This is a genomic window from Streptomyces sp. NPDC039480 (assembly GCF_055597165.1).
The window spans coordinates 64,580-80,907 of the sequence record NZ_JBVITX010000018.1 but is presented as its reverse complement, the minus strand read 5'-3'; the positions used below and the strand labels follow the sequence as shown (position 1 = coordinate 80,907).

General features: G+C 72.8%; 13 protein-coding genes. 11 read left to right on the top strand and 2 right to left on the bottom strand.

The window, feature by feature from the left end; all coding sequences use genetic code 11:
• Positions 1-8 precede the first annotated feature (8 nt).
• The 5 genes from ACZ56E_RS38245 (at position 9) to ACZ56E_RS38225 (ending at position 6,381) form a co-directional block, all read left to right on the top strand.
• Positions 9-953, top strand: a complete 945-nt coding sequence (locus tag ACZ56E_RS38245) for an aromatase/cyclase (RefSeq protein ID WP_471221615.1) — start codon at positions 9-11, stop codon at positions 951-953.
• A 1-nt stretch (position 954) separates the two neighbouring features.
• Positions 955-2,517 carry an FAD-dependent monooxygenase gene (locus ACZ56E_RS38240; RefSeq protein ID WP_471221614.1) on the top strand — a complete coding sequence of 521 codons (1,563 nt, stop codon included), beginning with the start codon at positions 955-957 and terminating at the stop codon, positions 2,515-2,517.
• A 102-nt stretch (positions 2,518-2,619) separates the two neighbouring features.
• A complete protein-coding gene (locus ACZ56E_RS38235; protein ID WP_471221613.1) occupies positions 2,620-4,284 on the top strand; it encodes an FAD-dependent monooxygenase in 1,665 nt (554 codons plus the stop codon).
• Between the two features lie 596 nt (positions 4,285-4,880).
• Positions 4,881-5,747 carry an alpha/beta hydrolase gene (locus ACZ56E_RS38230; protein ID WP_471221685.1) on the top strand — a complete coding sequence of 289 codons (867 nt, stop codon included), beginning with the start codon at positions 4,881-4,883 and terminating at the stop codon, positions 5,745-5,747.
• A 136-nt stretch (positions 5,748-5,883) separates the two neighbouring features.
• Positions 5,884-6,381, top strand: a complete 498-nt coding sequence (locus tag ACZ56E_RS38225) for an RICIN domain-containing protein (RefSeq protein ID WP_471221612.1) — start codon at positions 5,884-5,886, stop codon at positions 6,379-6,381.
• Positions 6,382-6,470: 89 nt separating this feature from the next.
• Here ACZ56E_RS38225 and ACZ56E_RS38220 read toward each other — a convergent pair whose 3' ends face one another.
• On the bottom strand, positions 6,471-7,340 hold the full coding sequence (locus ACZ56E_RS38220; RefSeq protein ID WP_471221684.1) for a sigma-70 family RNA polymerase sigma factor: 870 nt from the start codon (positions 7,338-7,340) through the stop codon (positions 6,471-6,473).
• 217 nt (positions 7,341-7,557) lie between these two features.
• On the opposite strand from ACZ56E_RS38220, the gene ACZ56E_RS38215 reads away from it, so the two are divergent.
• Both ACZ56E_RS38215 and ACZ56E_RS38210 read left to right on the top strand, forming a co-directional pair.
• Positions 7,558-9,741, top strand: coding sequence for an MMPL family transporter (locus ACZ56E_RS38215; RefSeq protein ID WP_471221611.1), 2,184 nt, complete (start codon positions 7,558-7,560; stop codon positions 9,739-9,741).
• A 183-nt stretch (positions 9,742-9,924) separates the two neighbouring features.
• Positions 9,925-10,377, top strand: a complete 453-nt coding sequence (locus tag ACZ56E_RS38210) for a carboxymuconolactone decarboxylase family protein (protein ID WP_471221610.1) — start codon at positions 9,925-9,927, stop codon at positions 10,375-10,377.
• An 87-nt stretch (positions 10,378-10,464) separates the two neighbouring features.
• On the opposite strand, the gene ACZ56E_RS38205 is transcribed toward ACZ56E_RS38210, so the two are convergent.
• A complete protein-coding gene (locus ACZ56E_RS38205) occupies positions 10,465-10,947 on the bottom strand; it encodes a VOC family protein (RefSeq protein ID WP_468612744.1) in 483 nt (160 codons plus the stop codon).
• 197 nt (positions 10,948-11,144) lie between these two features.
• Between ACZ56E_RS38205 and ACZ56E_RS38200 the strand changes: the two genes are divergently transcribed.
• The 4 genes from ACZ56E_RS38200 to ACZ56E_RS38185 are packed head-to-tail and all read left to right on the top strand — an operon-like array spanning position 11,145 to position 16,326.
• Positions 11,145-11,471, top strand: coding sequence for a 4Fe-4S dicluster-binding protein (locus ACZ56E_RS38200; RefSeq protein WP_468612746.1), 327 nt, complete (start codon positions 11,145-11,147; stop codon positions 11,469-11,471).
• Positions 11,468-13,417 (top strand): hypothetical protein, encoded by a 1,950-nt coding sequence (locus ACZ56E_RS38195; RefSeq protein ID WP_471221609.1) that lies wholly within the window; start codon positions 11,468-11,470, stop codon positions 13,415-13,417. The genes ACZ56E_RS38200 and ACZ56E_RS38195 overlap by 4 nt, the downstream gene beginning before the upstream one ends.
• On the top strand, positions 13,414-14,811 hold the full coding sequence (locus ACZ56E_RS38190; RefSeq protein ID WP_471221608.1) for an amidase: 1,398 nt from the start codon (positions 13,414-13,416) through the stop codon (positions 14,809-14,811). Before ACZ56E_RS38195 ends, ACZ56E_RS38190 begins: the two co-directional genes overlap by 4 nt.
• A 3-nt stretch (positions 14,812-14,814) precedes the next feature.
• Positions 14,815-16,326: a glutamine synthetase family protein gene (locus tag ACZ56E_RS38185; RefSeq protein ID WP_471221607.1), complete on the top strand. Its 1,512-nt coding sequence runs from the start codon at positions 14,815-14,817 to the stop codon at positions 16,324-16,326.
• The last annotated feature ends 2 nt before the right edge of the window (positions 16,327-16,328 follow it).

Here is a 16,328-nt window from a genome sequence, read left to right as displayed (position 1 = left end):
CCCCAGACATGACGACGCGTCAGGTCGAGCACGAGATCACCATCGGCGCGCCCGCGGCCACGGTCTACCGCCTGCTGGCGGACGTGAGCCACTGGCCGCAGATCTTCCCGCCCACCATCCACGTCGAACGCCAGGACACCGGCGCCCACCAGGAGCGCATCCACATCTGGGCCACCGCCAACGGCCAGGCCAAGAACTGGACATCGCGCCGCACCCTGGACCCCGAAGCCCTGCGCATCGACTTCCGCCAGGAGATCACCACCGCGCCGGTCGCCGCGATGGGCGGCACCTGGATCGTCGAACCGCTGGGCACCGACAGCTCCCGGGTCCGGCTGCTGCACGACTACCGGGCCATCGACGACGACCCGCAGGACCTGCGGTGGATCGACCAGGCCGTGGACACCAACAGCACCTCGGAACTGGCCGCCCTCAAGGACAACGTCGAACAGGCCCACGCCGCGGAGAGCGAGAAACTCCTCTTCTCCTTCACCGACACCGTGCACATCGACGGCGCCGCCAAGGACGTCTTCGACTTCGTCAACGAAGCCGACCGGTGGCCCGAGCGGCTGCCGCACGTGGCCACCGTACGCTTCGAAGAACCCGCCCCGGGACTGCAGATCCTGGAGATGGACACCCGCGCCAAGGACGGCTCGGTGCACACCACCAAGTCCTACCGGGTCGCCCTGGACGCCCGCAAAATCGCCTACAAGCAGGTCACCCTGCCCGCCCTGATGACCCTGCACACCGGCATATGGACGTTCACCGAAACCGGCCCGGGCACCACCGAGGCGAGCTCGCAGCACACCGTGTCCATCAACACCGCCAACATCGCCAAGATTCTCGGCGAGCAGGCCACCGTCGCCGATGCCCGCGCGTACGTGCACAGCGCGCTGAGCACCAACAGCCGCGCCACCCTGGGGCACGCCAAGGACTACGCGGAGCGGAAGCGCTGACATGGCCGCCCAGGACGCCGACCGCACCCGCGGGCCCGGCCCGGGCCGCACCCAGGCGACCGACGCGGCCGAGGCGACCGAGGTGATGGACACCCAGGTCATCGTCGTCGGCGCCGGGCCCGTGGGGCTGCTGCTCACCGCCGAACTGTGCCTGCACGGCATCCAGGTGGCCGTCGTCGAGCAGCGCCACCGCCCCACCAAGGAGTCGAGGGCCTCCACCCTGCACGCCCGCACCATGGAGATCTTCGACAGCCGCGGCCTGCTCACCGACCTCGGCAGCCCGCCCACCGAAGCGCGCGGGCACTTCGGCGGCCTGCCCCTGGACCTCACCCTGCCCGGCGCCCACCCCGGCCAGCACAAGGTGCCCCAGACCAAGACCGAGTCCGTCCTGGAGGAGTGGGCGCTCTCCCTCGGCGCGGACATCCGCTGCGGCCACCGGCTGCAACTGCTCGACCTCACCCAGGACGGCGAGATGGTCGAGGCCGAAGCCGTCGGCCGCGACGGCCGCCCCGTCCGGCTGCGCGGCCGCTACCTGGTGGCCTGCGACGGCCAGGACTCCACCGTGCGCCGCCTGACCGGAGCCGACTTCCCCGGCCAGGAGGCCCGCCGCGAACTGCTGCGCGCCGACGTCGAGGGCATCGACATCCCCGACCGGCGCTTCGAGCGGCTGCCGCGCGGCCTGGCCATCGCCGCGCGCCGCCCCGACGGAGTGACCCGGGTGATGGTCCACGAGTTCGGAGCAGCCGTACGACAGCGCAGCCGACCGCCCCGCTTCGAGGAGATGGCCGCCGCCTGGCAGCGGGTGACCGGCGAGGACATCAGCGCCGGCACCCCCCTGTGGGTCAACCACTTCGACGACGCCAACCGCCAGCTCGCGCAGTACCGGCACGGCCGCGTGCTGTACGCGGGCGACGCCGCCCACCGCCAGATGCCCATCGGCGGCCAGGCCCTCAACCTGGGCCTGCAGGACGCCTTCAACCTCGGCTGGAAACTCGCCGCCGTCCTGGCCGGCCACGCCCCCGAAAACCTGCTGGACACCTACCACGAGGAACGCCACGCGGTGGGCAGCGCCGTCCTGGCCAACATCCGCGCCCAGGCACTGCTGCTGCTGGGCAGCCGCGAGGTGGAGCCGCTGCGCACTGTCCTGGCCGAACTGCTGCCCCACGAGCGGGTGCGCACCCGCCTCGCCGGAATGGTCAGCGGCCTCGACATCCGCTACGCCGGCTGCGGATCCGGCCACCGCCTGGCCGGCCTGCGGCTGCCGCACGCCCGGCTGCGGGTGGGCAGCTCCACCTGCACCACCTTGGAACTGCTCAGGTCCGGGCGCGGGCTGCTGCTCGGCCTGGAGGGCCGGGTGCCGGCCGTGGGGGAGGGGTGGGCCGACCGCATCGACCTGGTGGCGGCCCGCCCGGAGCCGGGCGGCGAGCCCGGCGAACTGGACAAGGTGAGCGCGGTGGCGGTGCGCCCGGACGGCTACGTCATCTGGGCGGCGGACACGGGCGCGCGGCCCGGCGACGGAGAGCTCGCGGCCGCCCTGGAGCGCTGGTTCGGCACCCCCCGCTGACCCGCCGCCCGCCCGCCCTCGCCCGCCGGCCGCCGCCGTGCCGCACGAGCGCCTTCGAGCCACACCACAGATCAGATCCGAGCGAGGAGAGGCAGGACAATCATGGCAGGGACAGCGGTGGACACCGACGTCATCGTGGTCGGCGCCGGACCGACGGGGCTGATGCTCGCGGGCGAACTGCGCCTGGGCGGAGCCCGCGTCACCGTCGTCGAGCGCCTGGCCGAGCCGACCGGGCAGTCCCGGGGGCTGGGCTTCACCGCCCGGGCCATGGAGGTGTTCGACCAGCGCGGACTGCTGCCGCGGTTCGGGCAGGGCGAGACGCTCGCGACAAGCCCCCTGGGCCACTTCGGCGGGGTGCAGTTCGACTACACCACGCTGGAGGACGCGCACTTCGGGGCCCGCGGCATCCCGCAGAACGAGACCGAGGCCGTCCTGGAGGCGTGGGCGCTGGAGCTCGGCGCGGACATCCGGCGCGGCTGGGACGTCCTGGGCCTGGCCGAGGGCTTCCTGGACGGCGACCACGTCGAGGCCACCGTCGCGACCCCGGACGGGACCCGGCAGCTGCGCGCCGCCTACCTGGTGGGCTGCGACGGCGGACAGAGCGGCATCCGCAGGGCGGCCGGCTTCGACTTCCCCGGACTGCCCGCAAGCCGCACCATGTTCCTGGCCGACGTCGAGGGCTGCGGGCTCAAGCCCCGCTTCCTGGGCGAACGGCTGCCGCACGGCATGGTGATGGCGGCGCCGCTCAAGGAGGGCGTGGACCGCATCATCGTCTGCCCGCACGGTGTGCCGGCCCGTGACCGGGACGACGACGTCACCTTCGCCGAGGTCGCCGCGGCCTGGCAGCGCATCACCGGCGAGGACATCAGCGGCGGCAGCGCCCAGTGGGTGAGCTCCTTCAGCGACGCCACCCGCCAGAGCGGCCAGTACCGGCGCGGCCGGGTCCTGCTTGCGGGCGACGCGGCCCACATCCACCTGCCGGCCGGCGGGCAGGGGCTGAGCACCGGCGTGCAGGACGCGGCCAACCTCGGCTGGAAGCTGGCCGCCACGGTGCGCGGCACCGCCCCGGCCGCACTCCTGGACACCTACCACGCGGAGCGGCACCCGGTCGGCCGACGACTGCTGATGAACACCCGCGCGCAGGGCATCGTGTTCCTGGGCGGCGAACAGTCGGACCCGCTGCGGGCCCTGTTCACCGAACTCATCGAACACGACGAGGTCAAACGCCACTTGGCGGGCATCGTCAGCCATCTCGACATCCGGTACGAGGTGAACGCCCCGGAGGCATCCGTCGCATCCGGCGCGTCCGGCGCCCCCGAGGTGTCCGGCGTACCCGGCGCACCCAAGGCATCCAGCGCACCCGGCGCACCCGGCGCACCCGGCGTGTCCGGCGTGTCCGGCGCTGCCGGTCAGCAGGGGGCGGCGGCGGCCCCCGCCCACCCCCTGCTCGGCCGCCGTCTGGCCAAGCGCCCGCTGACCGGAGCCGACGGCGAGAGCGACACGCTGCGCCTGCTGCACCCGGCGCGCGGCGTCCTGCTCGACCTGGCCGACGACGCCGGCGTCCGTGACATCGCCGCCCGCTGGGCCGACCGCGTCGATGTAGTGACGGCCACCGCCAAGCCGGTGGAGGGCGCCAGTGACGTGCTGGCCGGTCTGGACGCGGTCCTGGTGCGTCCCGACGGGCACGTGGTGTGGACGGGGGAGGGCTCACCGGACGGGCTTTCCGGCGCGCTGGCCCGGTGGTTCGGCGAGGGTCGAGCCGCGTAGTGGCAACGGCCCCTGGGCCGGCCACGGCCGATCCACGGCGCACGGAGTCCGTCGGTGAGAAGCCCATCGGCGGGGAGTCCGTCGATGAGGAGGCTGTCGGCGGGGAGCACATCGGCGCTGAGCCTGCCGGTGAGGAACCCGCCAGCGTGGCGCTCGTCGGTGCGGAACGGGCCGGTGAGGAGCCCGTCGGCGCTGAGCCCGCCAGCGTGGCGCTCGTCGGCGCGGAGCCCGCCGGCGAGCAGCCCGCCGGCGCGGAACCCATCGGCGAGGTGCCCGTCGGTGAGGAGGGTGTCGGCGTGGAGCCCGCCAGCGTGGCGCTCCTCGGCGAGGAGCTCGCCGGCGAGCAGCCCGCCGGCGCGGAACCCATCGGCGAGGTGCCCGTCGGTGAGGAGGCTGTCGGCGTGGAGCCCGCCGGCACGGAACCCACCAGTGCGGAGCTCGCCGGCGAGCAGCCCGCCGGCGCGGAACCCATCGGCGAGGTGCCCGTCGGTGAGGAGGCTGTCGGCGTGGAGGCCACCGGCACGGAACCCACCAGTGCGGGGATCGCGGGCGAGAAACCCGCCGGCCAGGTCCATCGCGCCGCCCCGGACGGCGAGGTGGTCCGCCCGATCGTCCTGGACGCGGCCGGGCTCACCTTGTCCGCCCTGCTGAGCGAACCCGCCGGGGCCGACCCGCGCGCGCTCGTCGTGGCGGTGCACGGCGGTGGCATGAGCGCCGGGTACTTCGACGGGGCGGCCCGCCCGGAACTGTCCCTGCTCCGGCTCGGGGCCCGGCTGGGCTACACGGTGCTGGCGGTGGACCGCCCCGGCTACGGCCGGTCCGCCGCCGCGCTGCCCGGCGGGCTGCCGGTCGCCGAACAGAGCCCCCTGCTGCGCGCGGCCATCGCCGACTTCGCCCGCCGCCACCGCGTGGGCGCGGGCGTCTTCCTGCTGGCGCACTCCTTCGGCGGCAAGCTCGCCCTGTCGGCCGCCGCGCACGCGCAGCCCGGCGACGGGCTGCTGGGTGTGGACGTCTCGGGCTGCGGCCGGCGGTACGCGCCGGACGCCGAGGACGAGGTACGCGGCGGGCGCCCCGGAAACCGGCGGCGGCACTGGGGACCGCTGCGGCTGTATCCGCCGGGCACCTTCCGGGCCAGTGCGGGCGTGGTGGCGCCGATGCCCGCGCGGGAGGCCGCCGACCTGGCGTCCTGGCCGGGCGCGTTCGACCGGCTCGCGGCCCGGGTGCGGGTGCCGGTACGGCTCACCTTCGCCGAGCACGAGGGGTGGTGGCGCCAGGACGAGGGTGAACTGGCCGCGCTGGCGGCCGGGTTCACCGCCGCCCCCCGCGTCCTGCTCGAGCGTCAGCCGGACGCGGGCCACAACATCAGCCTGGGCTGGGCGGCCCGCGCCTACCACCTGCGGGCCCTGGCATTCCTGGAGGAGTGCCTGCCCCCGGCCGCCGCCCCCGCCGTCCCCGGAAGCTGACCGACCGCGCGGCCCCGGCCCCGGCACCGGCCCCGGCTCAGTGTCTGTGTCTGTCTGCCCCGATCAAGACGATCGCCTGCGACCATGTGCCGACACCAACTCGCAGGAGCCACCAGGCGATTGGGAGGAAACGATCTTGTCCATTTCAAGGAGAAGGATCAAGCAGGCCGTGTCGGTCGTCGGGACGTCGGTGGGGCTCGCCCTGTCGCTGACCCTGGCGGTACCGGGGACGGCCGCCGCCGCTGAGACCGCGGCGTCCCTGGACCGGTTCGCGAACTACGAGTACAAGCAGTGCATCGCGGAGAACCACTACTTCAACTTGTGGGCCCTGTCCTGCGACAAGTCCTACAGCGAGCAGTACTGGCGGTGGACCGGCACCACCAACACCTCCTCGACACTCCAGAACTACGTCTGGGACCACTGCCTGGACAGCAACAAGGAGCGGGACGTCTACATAGGCGACTGCAACGGCGGGAACAACCAGCTGTGGCAGGTCATCCAGCCCGCGCCGGCCAGTGCGGTCATGCTCCGGAACACCGCGACCCGCCTCTGCCTCTACCAGACCTACGGCGGCCTCTACCGGACGGCCACGTGCGACCGCAACGACCGCACGCAGCGGTGGACCATCGGCTGAGCGACCGGCGCCCGCCTCCGCCGTTTCGTCCCCACCGTTTCGTCCCCGCTGTTTCGTCCCCGGCGGGACGAAACAGCGAGAGCGGCCGCTCAGGCGTCCAGCACCACGATGTCCAGCTCCTTCAGCCGCTCGGGTCCGGCCACCAGGTCGATGGCGGCGATCTTTCCGTCCTCGATGGTGAAGTTGAAGACCACGATCGGGCGGGTCTTGGACTGCCACACGGCGCCCACCGACCCGTCGATGAGCGCGATGCGGGCCGCCTCGGCGCCGCCGGAGAAGATGCTCGCCACGCCCCGGGCGCCCTCGGTCAGCGGCGCGGCCCCGATGCGTACCGCCGTGTCGTCGGCGTGCATGGTGGCGTCGGGGGCCAGCAGGGTCAGCAGCCGCTCGAACTCGCCGCTGCGCGCGGCGGTCAGGAACGCGTCCACGACCTGGTGCTGGCGCTGCAGGTCGGGCAGCGGAGAGGCGCCGTGCACGCGCCGGCGGGCCCGGCTGGCCAGCTGCCGGGTGGCCGCCGGACTGCGCCCGATGATCGCGGCGATGTCGGCGAACGGCACGGCGAAGGTGTCGTGCAGGACGAAGGCGAGCCGCTCGTCCGGGTCGAGCGTGTCCAGGACCACCAGCATCGCCAGCCCCACGGAGTCGGCCAGCACGGCCGCGTGTTCCGGGTCGGAGAGATCCTCGGTGCGGGGCTCGCCCGCGGGCTCGGCGTGCTCGGCGAGGAACTCCTCGCGGCGGTTGCGGGCGCGGAGCATGTCCAGGCAGACCCGGCCCACCACCGTGGTGAGCCAGCCGTCGAGGTTCTCCACGCTGTCGGTCTCGCTGCGGTGCAGCCTGATCCAGGCCTCCTGCACGGCGTCCTCGGCCTCATCGGACGAACCGAGCATGCGGTGGGCCACGGCCTGCAGCCGCGGACGCTTCTCCTCGAACGCGCGTGCCAACCGTTCGTTTTCCTGCATGACCACCGTCGTCCCCTTCGATCCCGGTCGGTGTGTGACAAACGCCTGTCACATCTTCGCGCTGCCGGGCGTCATAGCAGTGACGAACGGGACCACCCGCGTGTGACGGGATGCGGAAGCCGCCGGGTACGGCAGGCCCCGCGCCCCTGGTCGCGCTCTCTCCCGGATTCAGCTCGGAGCTGTCGAGAGCAGGCTCCCTGACCCTTTGCGAGCATCCATGACAACTCTACGTCGGCGACCAGCAACGCACAGTGACGATCCGGGCGGCGCGGCCGGTTTCCTGACCCGTTACGCCCGAATGGTCAGCGGCCGCCGCTCCAAGTGGGCCGTGCTCGTCATCTGGCTGGTGCTGATCATGGCGGGCGGCTCCCTCGCGGCCAAGCTGGGAGACGTCCAGGACAACGATCCCGAGACCTGGCTGCCCTCCAGCGCCCAGTCGACCCAGGCGGTGGAACTGGCGGAGAAGCACTTCGCCGACAAGGACAGCAGCACCGCCATCATCATCTACGCCCGCGGCGAGGGACTCACCGACGCCGACCGGCAGAAGATCGCCGCGGACCGCACCGAGCTGGAGAACGACGTCGCGGTGGGCGACGTGCCCCAGCCCGAGGTCTCCGAGGACGGCAAGGCCGCCTTCCTCAGCTACCCGCTGCGCACCAGCCCCAGCGACAACGCGGTCCTCACCGACGCCGTGAGCGAGTCCGAGGACATCGTCAAGGACGGCGCACCCGGCGGCCTGGACATCCGCGTCGCCGGCGAGGCCGGCAGCGTCCGCGACTTCGCCGAGGTCTACAGCGGCATGGACGGGGCGCTGCTGGGCGCGGCCCTGGGCGTCGTCGCGCTGCTGCTCCTGCTGACCTACCGCAGCCCCGTGCTGTGGCTGGTGCCGCTGTTGACCGTCTTCCTGGCCAGCCAGGTCGCCAGCGGCGTCGTCTATCTGCTGGCCAAACACGCGGGCCTGCTCGTCAACGGGCTCAGCGCCTACATCCTGATGATCCTGTGCGTGGGCGTGGGCACCGACTACGCCCTGCTGCTCATCGCCCGCTACCGCGAGGAACTGCACCGCCACGCGGACCGGCACGAGGCGATGCAGATCGCCGTGGGCCGCTCCATGCCGGCGCTGGCGGCCTCCGCGGCCACGGTGGGCGTCGCCACGCTCTGCCTGGTCTTCGGCAGCATGAACTCCACCCAGGGCCTGGGCCCGGTGGTGGCGATCGGCATCGCGGTGGTCTTCCTGGCGATGACCTCGCTGCTGCCCGCCCTGCTCGTCATCCTGGGCCGCTGGACGTTCTGGCCCTTCGTGCCGCGCCACACCCCCGGCTACGACGCGAGCGTGGAGAAGGAACACGGCGCCTGGGCCCGCGTGGCGCAGGCCGTGGGCCGCAGGCCCCGCCTGATCTGGGCCGCCTCCCTGGGCATCCTGGCCGCCCTGGCCCTCGGCACCACCACGGTGGAGACCGGCCAGACCCAGGCCGAGCAGTTCACCAAGACCGTCGACTCCGTCGAGGGCCAGAAGCTGCTGGCCGAACACTTCCCCGCGGGCTCCGCGGCACCCGCCGACATCTACGTGCCCGCCGGCGCGGCCGACACCGCCCTGCGCACCGTCAAGGACGTCTCCGGCGTGGAGTCCGCGGCCAATGAGCGCACCGCGGGCGGCTGGACCCACCTGACGGCCGTGTTCGAGGACGCCCCGGACACCGCGGCGGCCAAGGACACCGTCGAACGGATGCGCACGGCACTGGACCGGGCCGGGGGAGAGAGCGCGGACGCCGTCGTGGGCGGCCAGACCGCGATCGTGCTCGACACCTCCGACGCCCAGAAGGACGAGGAGATGCTGCTGATCCCGCTGATCCTCGCGGTCGTCCTGCTCATGCTGGTCCTGGTGCTGCGCGCGGTGGTCGCCCCGCTCGTCCTGCTGGTCTCGGTGGTGCTCTCCTACGCCTCCGCCGTCGGCGCCGCCTCCCTGCTCTTCCACGCCATCGACTATCCGCGCATCGACCGCGGGCTGCTGCTGATCGGCTTCCTGTTCCTGGTCGCCCTCGGGGTGGACTACACGATCTTCCTGATGGCCCGGGTCCGGGAGGAGGTCAAGCTGCGCGGACACCGCGAGGGCACCCTGACCGGACTCACGGTCACCGGCGGCGTCATCACCTCCGCGGGTGTCGTGCTGGCGGCCACCTTCTGTGTCCTGGCCGCCATCCCCACCGTGGGCTCGCTGCAGCAGGGCCTGCTCATCGCGATCGGCATCCTCCTGGACACCTTCCTGGTGCGCAGCCTGCTGATCCCCGCACTCTCCCTCGGCATCGGCCCGCGCATCTGGCGCCCGGGCCACCCCGAGGACGAGGCGCCGCCCCTCGGCGAGCGCCCCGCACAGACCGCCCGCGTCGACGTCGGCACCTGACCGGCGCGCCGGACGGAAGGGCGCCGCGCCGGATTCCCCCGCGGCGCGGCGCCCGCCCCCGCACCCACCCGCCAGGTCCCCGCCGACCCGGTGACCTGCCGCTGTCACACATGTCCGCCCCCGTTCGTCATAGAAGTGACGCTGCCTGAGCGGCGTCGATGTTGATCGAAGAGAGGAAGAACCATGGAAGCGCGCCTGCAGAACCCGGCGATGATCCTTGACGCCACCCAGCCTGTGCAGGACATGTACAAGGCCGTCTACTCCGGCGGGGTCCCCAAGACGACCCTGGACCTGGTCCACCTGCGCGCGAGCCAGATCAACGGCTGCAGCCCCTGTGTGGACTCCGGAGCCCGCGGCGCCCGCAAGGCCGGCGAGACCGAGGAGCGCCTGTTCGCCGTCGCCGCCTGGCGGGAGACGAACTACTTCACCGACGCCGAGCGCGCCGCGCTGGAGCTGGCCGAGGCCGCCACCCGGCTGTCCGACCGCACCGACCCGGTGCCGGACGACGTCTGGGAGCGCGCCAAGGCCCACTACGACGAGAAGGGCCTGGCGGCACTGATCCTGATGGTCGCCCTGACCAACTTCTTCAACCGGCTGAACGTCACCACCAAGCAGGTGGCCGGCGCCTGGGGCTGACCGGCCCGGGCACGGACACGGCTGAGGCCGGCCACCTCCAGCGGTGGGCCGGCCTCAGCCGTGTCCGTCTGCCGACTTACGCCGCTCTCAGTCCGCCTGGGCCGCCCGCCGGGCGCGAGCCCCCCTGGCCGGCACGAGATTGATGCGCCACGACACCCCGAACCGGTCGGTCAGCCACCCGAACCGGGCGCTGAATTCATACCCGCCCGCCGGCATGATGACCTCACCCTTCTCGGAAAGGGCCGTGTAGAGACGATCAAATTCGCTTTCCGATTCGCACTGCACATATATCGCGGTCGCGGGAGAGAACTCATACGAATCCCACGGGGCAAGATCGTATCCAATGGCCCCGGGCGGCGGCATGTTCGTACACATGAACATTTGCCCGTCGAGTGTAAAGACGGCGTGCTGCAGCGTTCCTTCCTCCCACCCCGGCTCCCCGGCCCTGGCCCGGATCATCCGGTGCACCTCGGAGTTGTCGAAGAGCGCGGTGTAGAACTCCAGCGCCTCCTCGGCCTGGCTCCTGAAGGTCAGGAACGTCATCAGTTTCGGCCCCGGCGTCGCAGGCATCGTGGCTGCTCCTGTTCGTGGTCGGTGTCCCCGTCGGCTTCCCGGCCCGACGGTATCGGCCCCCCGCCACTGTTCAACCGAGCATTTCTCCGGTTGAACAAAGCAGTCGAGTAATCCACCACCGAAGCTCATGGAGTGGTCGAGACCCCGTCGTAACGATGTGGGCGTCTCGAACCGACCCGAAGGGTGAGTGTTCCGTGAGCGAGAACGCATTACCGGCGGCGAAATCCGCCCGTTCCGAGCGGATCGCCGCGCGAACTCGCGGCGAGAACTGGAAGAAGCCACCGCGCCGCATAGAGACCTCGGAGTGCATCACCTGCGACAGCTGTCTGCGCAGCTGCCCCGAGGAGTTCGGCGCCATATTCGACCGCGGTCTCGACGTCATCATCATTCCCGAGCTGTGCTCGGGCTGTCCCGCCTGCGTGCTCGAGTGCCCCGTCGACTGCATCTACGTCGACGAGGACTGGGACCCCACCGACGCGAGCCTGTGGAGCCACATCGACCTGACCGCGGGCAGCTCATGAACGGGCCGGCCGAGCGCGAGAGCCGCCGCGCCGCCAACGCCAGGAAGCGCGTCAGCCGCCGCCCCAGCCGGCTGGGCACCCCCGCGGGCACCGCGCCGGGACCCGACCGCACCCGCGAGCCCGGCGCCGGGTTCCCCGGCCTCCTGGAGCGGGTCTGGGAACGCGCCCGCACCGCCGCAGACCCGCGCGCCTGCGTGGACATCCTGCTCAGCCTCGACCGGCACGTGCCCCCCGAGGTGCAGCTGCGGGCACTGAGCACCTCCGACGAAGCCGCCTTCCAGGCCCTGTGGCAGCTGACCTGGCGCACGAAGGACCCCCACGCCCCGGCCGCCGACGCCCAGGACACCGGCCCCGGCACGGCCGTCGACCTCATCGAGGCAGCCGACGAAGAACCCGTCTTCATCGGCGAGCTGGCCCTGGCCACCACCGGCCGGATCCTCCTGCGCGGCCCCGCCCAGGGCCCCCTGGACCGCCGGAACCTGGTCGGCGGTGTCGTACGCGTGCCCTGGTCGCTGCAGGCCGCCCGCGCCTACCGCGCCGAGCTGGACCGCGCCGCCGCCCGCGGCGCGGCCACCCTGGCCGACTGCCGCGCCTGGCTGGAGCGGCAGGGCGACAAGGGCCGCGACGCCCTCCTGGAACAGGCCAAGGAAGCAGCCCTGCGCACCGCCCCCTTCGTCCTCTACCAGGAGCACCGGCAGTACACCAACTTCCGCGAGCAGAACAGCCTCACCGGCAAGACCCTGTGGCCGGGCCACCCCGACTGCGTCCTGAGCAGCCTGCAGCAACTGCCCCTGGAACTGTGGTCGGACCACGACGTGCAGCTGGTGGCGGGCCTGACCCTGCTCATCCGCTCGGCCGGCTTCGGCCGCGTCGAGGAGGCCAACGGCACCCAGCTGAGCATCGACCACGTCGCGGCCATGCTGGAGCGCATCCGCCGCTCCTACAACAGCGTCCCGGGCGAGCCGGTCGCCCCCGCCGCCTCGCACGGCATGGAGGACCTGAACACCCTCGCCGAAGCCCTGGGCGCCCGCCGCCGGCAGGTGATCCGCCAGGCCCCCCTCTACCGCGAGATCCACGGCACGCTGATGCACAAGGTGGAGCGCATCGCCACCACTGCCCAAGGCGCCCGGCAGCGGGACGAGGAGATCAGCCGGCACCTGGCCGAGCACCTCCCGCTCGACGGCGCCACCCTGGACGAACTGGGCCACAGCGCCGCCGCCGCCCCGCAGTGGCTCGCCCGCCCGCACGCCTCCTACGGCACCGGCCTGGAAGCCCTCGTCCACCAGAGCGTGGCGGCCGTCGCCGCCGTCTGCGACGTCGACTTCGCCATGAGCCGCGGCATGCGCTCCCTGCCCGCCCTGATCGGCGCGCTGCGCGCGGAGAGCTGGGCGGAGATCTGCGGCTGGGACATCACCCACTACTTCTGCTGCGTGGTGCCCCGGCCCCGGGCCCGCACCCACTTCGGCGGCTCGCTGGAGGCGGTGGCCGACGCGGCATGGGCGATGTCCTCACGCATGCAGTACAACTCCTGGCACTTCGTCCCCGGCAACCTGCCCCGCCACCCCGCCGTGGTGGCCCGCGACCACTTCGTACCGCCCACCATCCCCGACATCGCGTTCTTCTCCGACCAGCACCACCACGGGCACGTCAACAACAAGGTGCGCTTCTCCATCCGCTCCCCGCAGCCCGTCGAGGTGGCCGGACGCACCTTCAACGGCTTCGTCGACCTGCGCCTGCTGCGCTGCGCGGGCACCGCCTTCACCGAACAGGACCTGCTCGCCGCCCACCGCGTCTCACGCTTCATCGCCCGCGCCACCACGCTCGCCGCCGAACTGGCCCTGGCCGGGGCCCCGTTGCAGGTCACCGCGTTCGACGCCGCCTGGCACTGGCGCACCATCACCGCCACCGGAGCGGCCCGCCCCGACCCCCTGGGCACCCCACGATGACCGCCCCGGGGATCGCCGAGCTCACCGCACGCCTGCGCCGCGGCGAGAGCACCGTCACCGAACACGTCCAGCAGGTGCTGAGCGCCGTACGCGAACAGGACACGCTGGGCGCGTTCGTCACCGCCGCCGGCGACACCGCCCTCCAGGCCGCCGAAGCCGCCGACCGGCGCATCCGCGAACGCGGCGCCGACGCCTGGCACGGCGCCCCGCTGCTCGGCGTCACGGTCTCGGTCAAGGACCTCCTGCAGACCCGCGACCTGCCCACCACCCGCGGCTCCCTGCTGACCAACCGGCGCCCCCGCAAGGACGCCCCGGCCGTCGCCCGGCTGCGCGCGGCCGGCGCCGTCGTCATCGGCAAGACGACGACCTCCGAGTACGGCTGGAGCGCCGCCACCCTGGGCCGCCTCACCGCGCCCACCGCCAACCCCTACGCGCCCCACCTCACCGCGGGCGGCTCCAGCGGCGGAGCCGCCGCCGCCGTGGCCACCGGCCTGGGCGAGGGCGCCCTGGCCACCGACGGGGCCGGCTCCATCCGCATCCCCGCCGCGTTCTGCGGCGTGGCCGGCTACAAACCCTCCTACGGCCGCGTCCCCTACGTCCCCAACGGCGTCGACCGGCTGGCCCACCAGGGCACCCTGGCCCGCACCGTCGCCGACGCGGCCGCCCTGGCCGCCGTCGTCGCGGGCCCCCACCCCGCCGACCCCGACTCCGGACTCGGCTCCATCGATCTGCCCGCCGACCGCCCCTGCCGGCGCATCGGATGGATCGAGTACGAGGGCACCACCGACGAGATCCGCACGGTGAGCGAACAGGCGATGGCCGCCCTGGCCGGCCAGGGCCACCAGGTCGAGCGCGTCGAGGTGCGCTGCGACGACCTCTACCCGGCCCTCGTGGACATCCTGGCCGCGGCCGAAGCGGCCGGCACCGACCGCCAGGACGAGGAACACTGCGACCCGGGCCGCCTGGAGATCGTCCGCTACGGACGCACCCTGAGCGGCACCGCCCTGATGCGCGCCGAAGGAGTCCGCCAGCAACTGCGCACCCGGCTGCGCTCGGTGATGCGCCGTCACCACCTGCTGGCCATGGCCACCGTCCCCATCGAGCCGTTCGCCCTCGACGCCATCGCCCCGCCCTGGGCGGCCGACCCCCGCGACCTGCTCTGGCTGGCCTGGTCACCGGCCTCTTACCCCTTCAACATGACCGGCCAGCCCGCGGTGACCCTCCCGGCCGGCCTGACCGCCTCCGGACTGCCGGCCGGCATCCAGCTCGTGGGGCCCGTCGGCGCCGACGACCTGGTCCTGAGGGTGGCCCACCGGCTGGAGCAGGAGCTCGGGCCGCTGCCCCCGCCCCGCGCCCGGCACGCGCTCGTCCCCGCCACCGAAAGGACCCCCTGAACCATGTACACCCGGTCATGGCGCTCCGTAGCCGCCCAGGACGCCGTGGGCACCCCCTCCTTCGTCGCCGACCACGGACTGTGGAGCGAGGAACAGTCCGCCGCCGCCGAACAGATCGAGGCCGACCTCGCCCACATCGACTTCGTCCGCCTGGTCTTCCCCGACCCGCACGGCCTGGCCCGCTCCAAGACACTGACCGCCGACACCTTCCGCTCCGTGCTGCGCAACGGCATGAACTTCAGCCCCGGCCCCTTCCTCTTCGACACCGGACACGCCATCGCCGTCGACTTCCTGGGCGAACCCGGCCTGGGCGTGGAGGAACTCGCCGGCGCCGGCAACTTCATCCTCGTACCCGACCCGCTGACCTTCCAGCTGCTGCCCGGCACCCAGTCGCGCACCGCCTGGGTCATCGGCGACGAATACCTGCGCGAGGGCAGCGCACACCCGCTGTCCGCCCGCGCCGTCCTGCGCCGCCTGGAAGCCGCCTACCGCACCCACGGCTACACGCCGGTGGTGGGCCTGGAAGTCGAGTGGTACCTCACCCGGCTGCTGGCGGGCGAGCCCGGTAACCAGGGCAACGGCTTCGGCCTGCAGGGCCAGGCCCCCCAGGTGGCGCCGCTGAACGCCGGCTACCAGTTCAACCTCGACGCCCGCTACGACTCCGTCGCCCACCTCACCGACCCCCTGGCGATGCACCTGAGCGCGCTCGGCCTACCGCTGCGCTCCATGGAACACGAATCGGGCCCCGGCCAGGTCGAATCCACCTTCAGCCCGATGTCCGCACTGGACACCGCCGACGCGATGCTGCTGTTCCGCACCGTCACCAAACGCTGGTGCGCCCAGCGCGGCCACCACGCCTCCTTCATGTCCCAGCCGCGCCTGGACGCCTTCGACCCCAGCGGCTGGCACCTGCACCAGTCCGTCCTTGACACCGCCGACGGACGCAACCTCTTCGCCGCCGAAGGACCCGCGGGCGGCCTCTCCCCGCAGGCCAAGGCCTACGCGGACGGCCTGCTGGCCTGGAGCCGGGAACTGTTCCTGCTGTCGGTGCCCACCGTCAACGGCTACCGCAGGCTCAACTCCCGCCACTCCCTGGCCCCCACCCGCATGGACTGGAGCATGGAGGACCGCAGCGTCATGCTCCGCGTGGTCGGCGGCGGCACCGGCGCCCACATCGAGAACCGCAGCGGCGAACCGTGCGCCAACCCCTACCTCGCCATCGCCGCCCAGCTGTTCGCCGGCCTGGAGGGCCTGACCGGCAACGCCACCGGCACACACCACGCCGAACAGCCAGGACCGGCCACCGCCCAGTACGTGCCGCAGTCCCTGGCCGAAGCCCTGGACGCCTTCCGCACCGGACGCGCCGCCCAGCTCCTCGGCCGCCCGCTGACGGCCTGCCTGACCAAGCTCAAGGAGAGCGAACTGCACCGCTACCAGACCTGGCGCGCCACCACCGGCACCGACGACACCCAGGTCACCGAATGGGAACAGCGCGAGTACTTCGAGGCGTACTGACC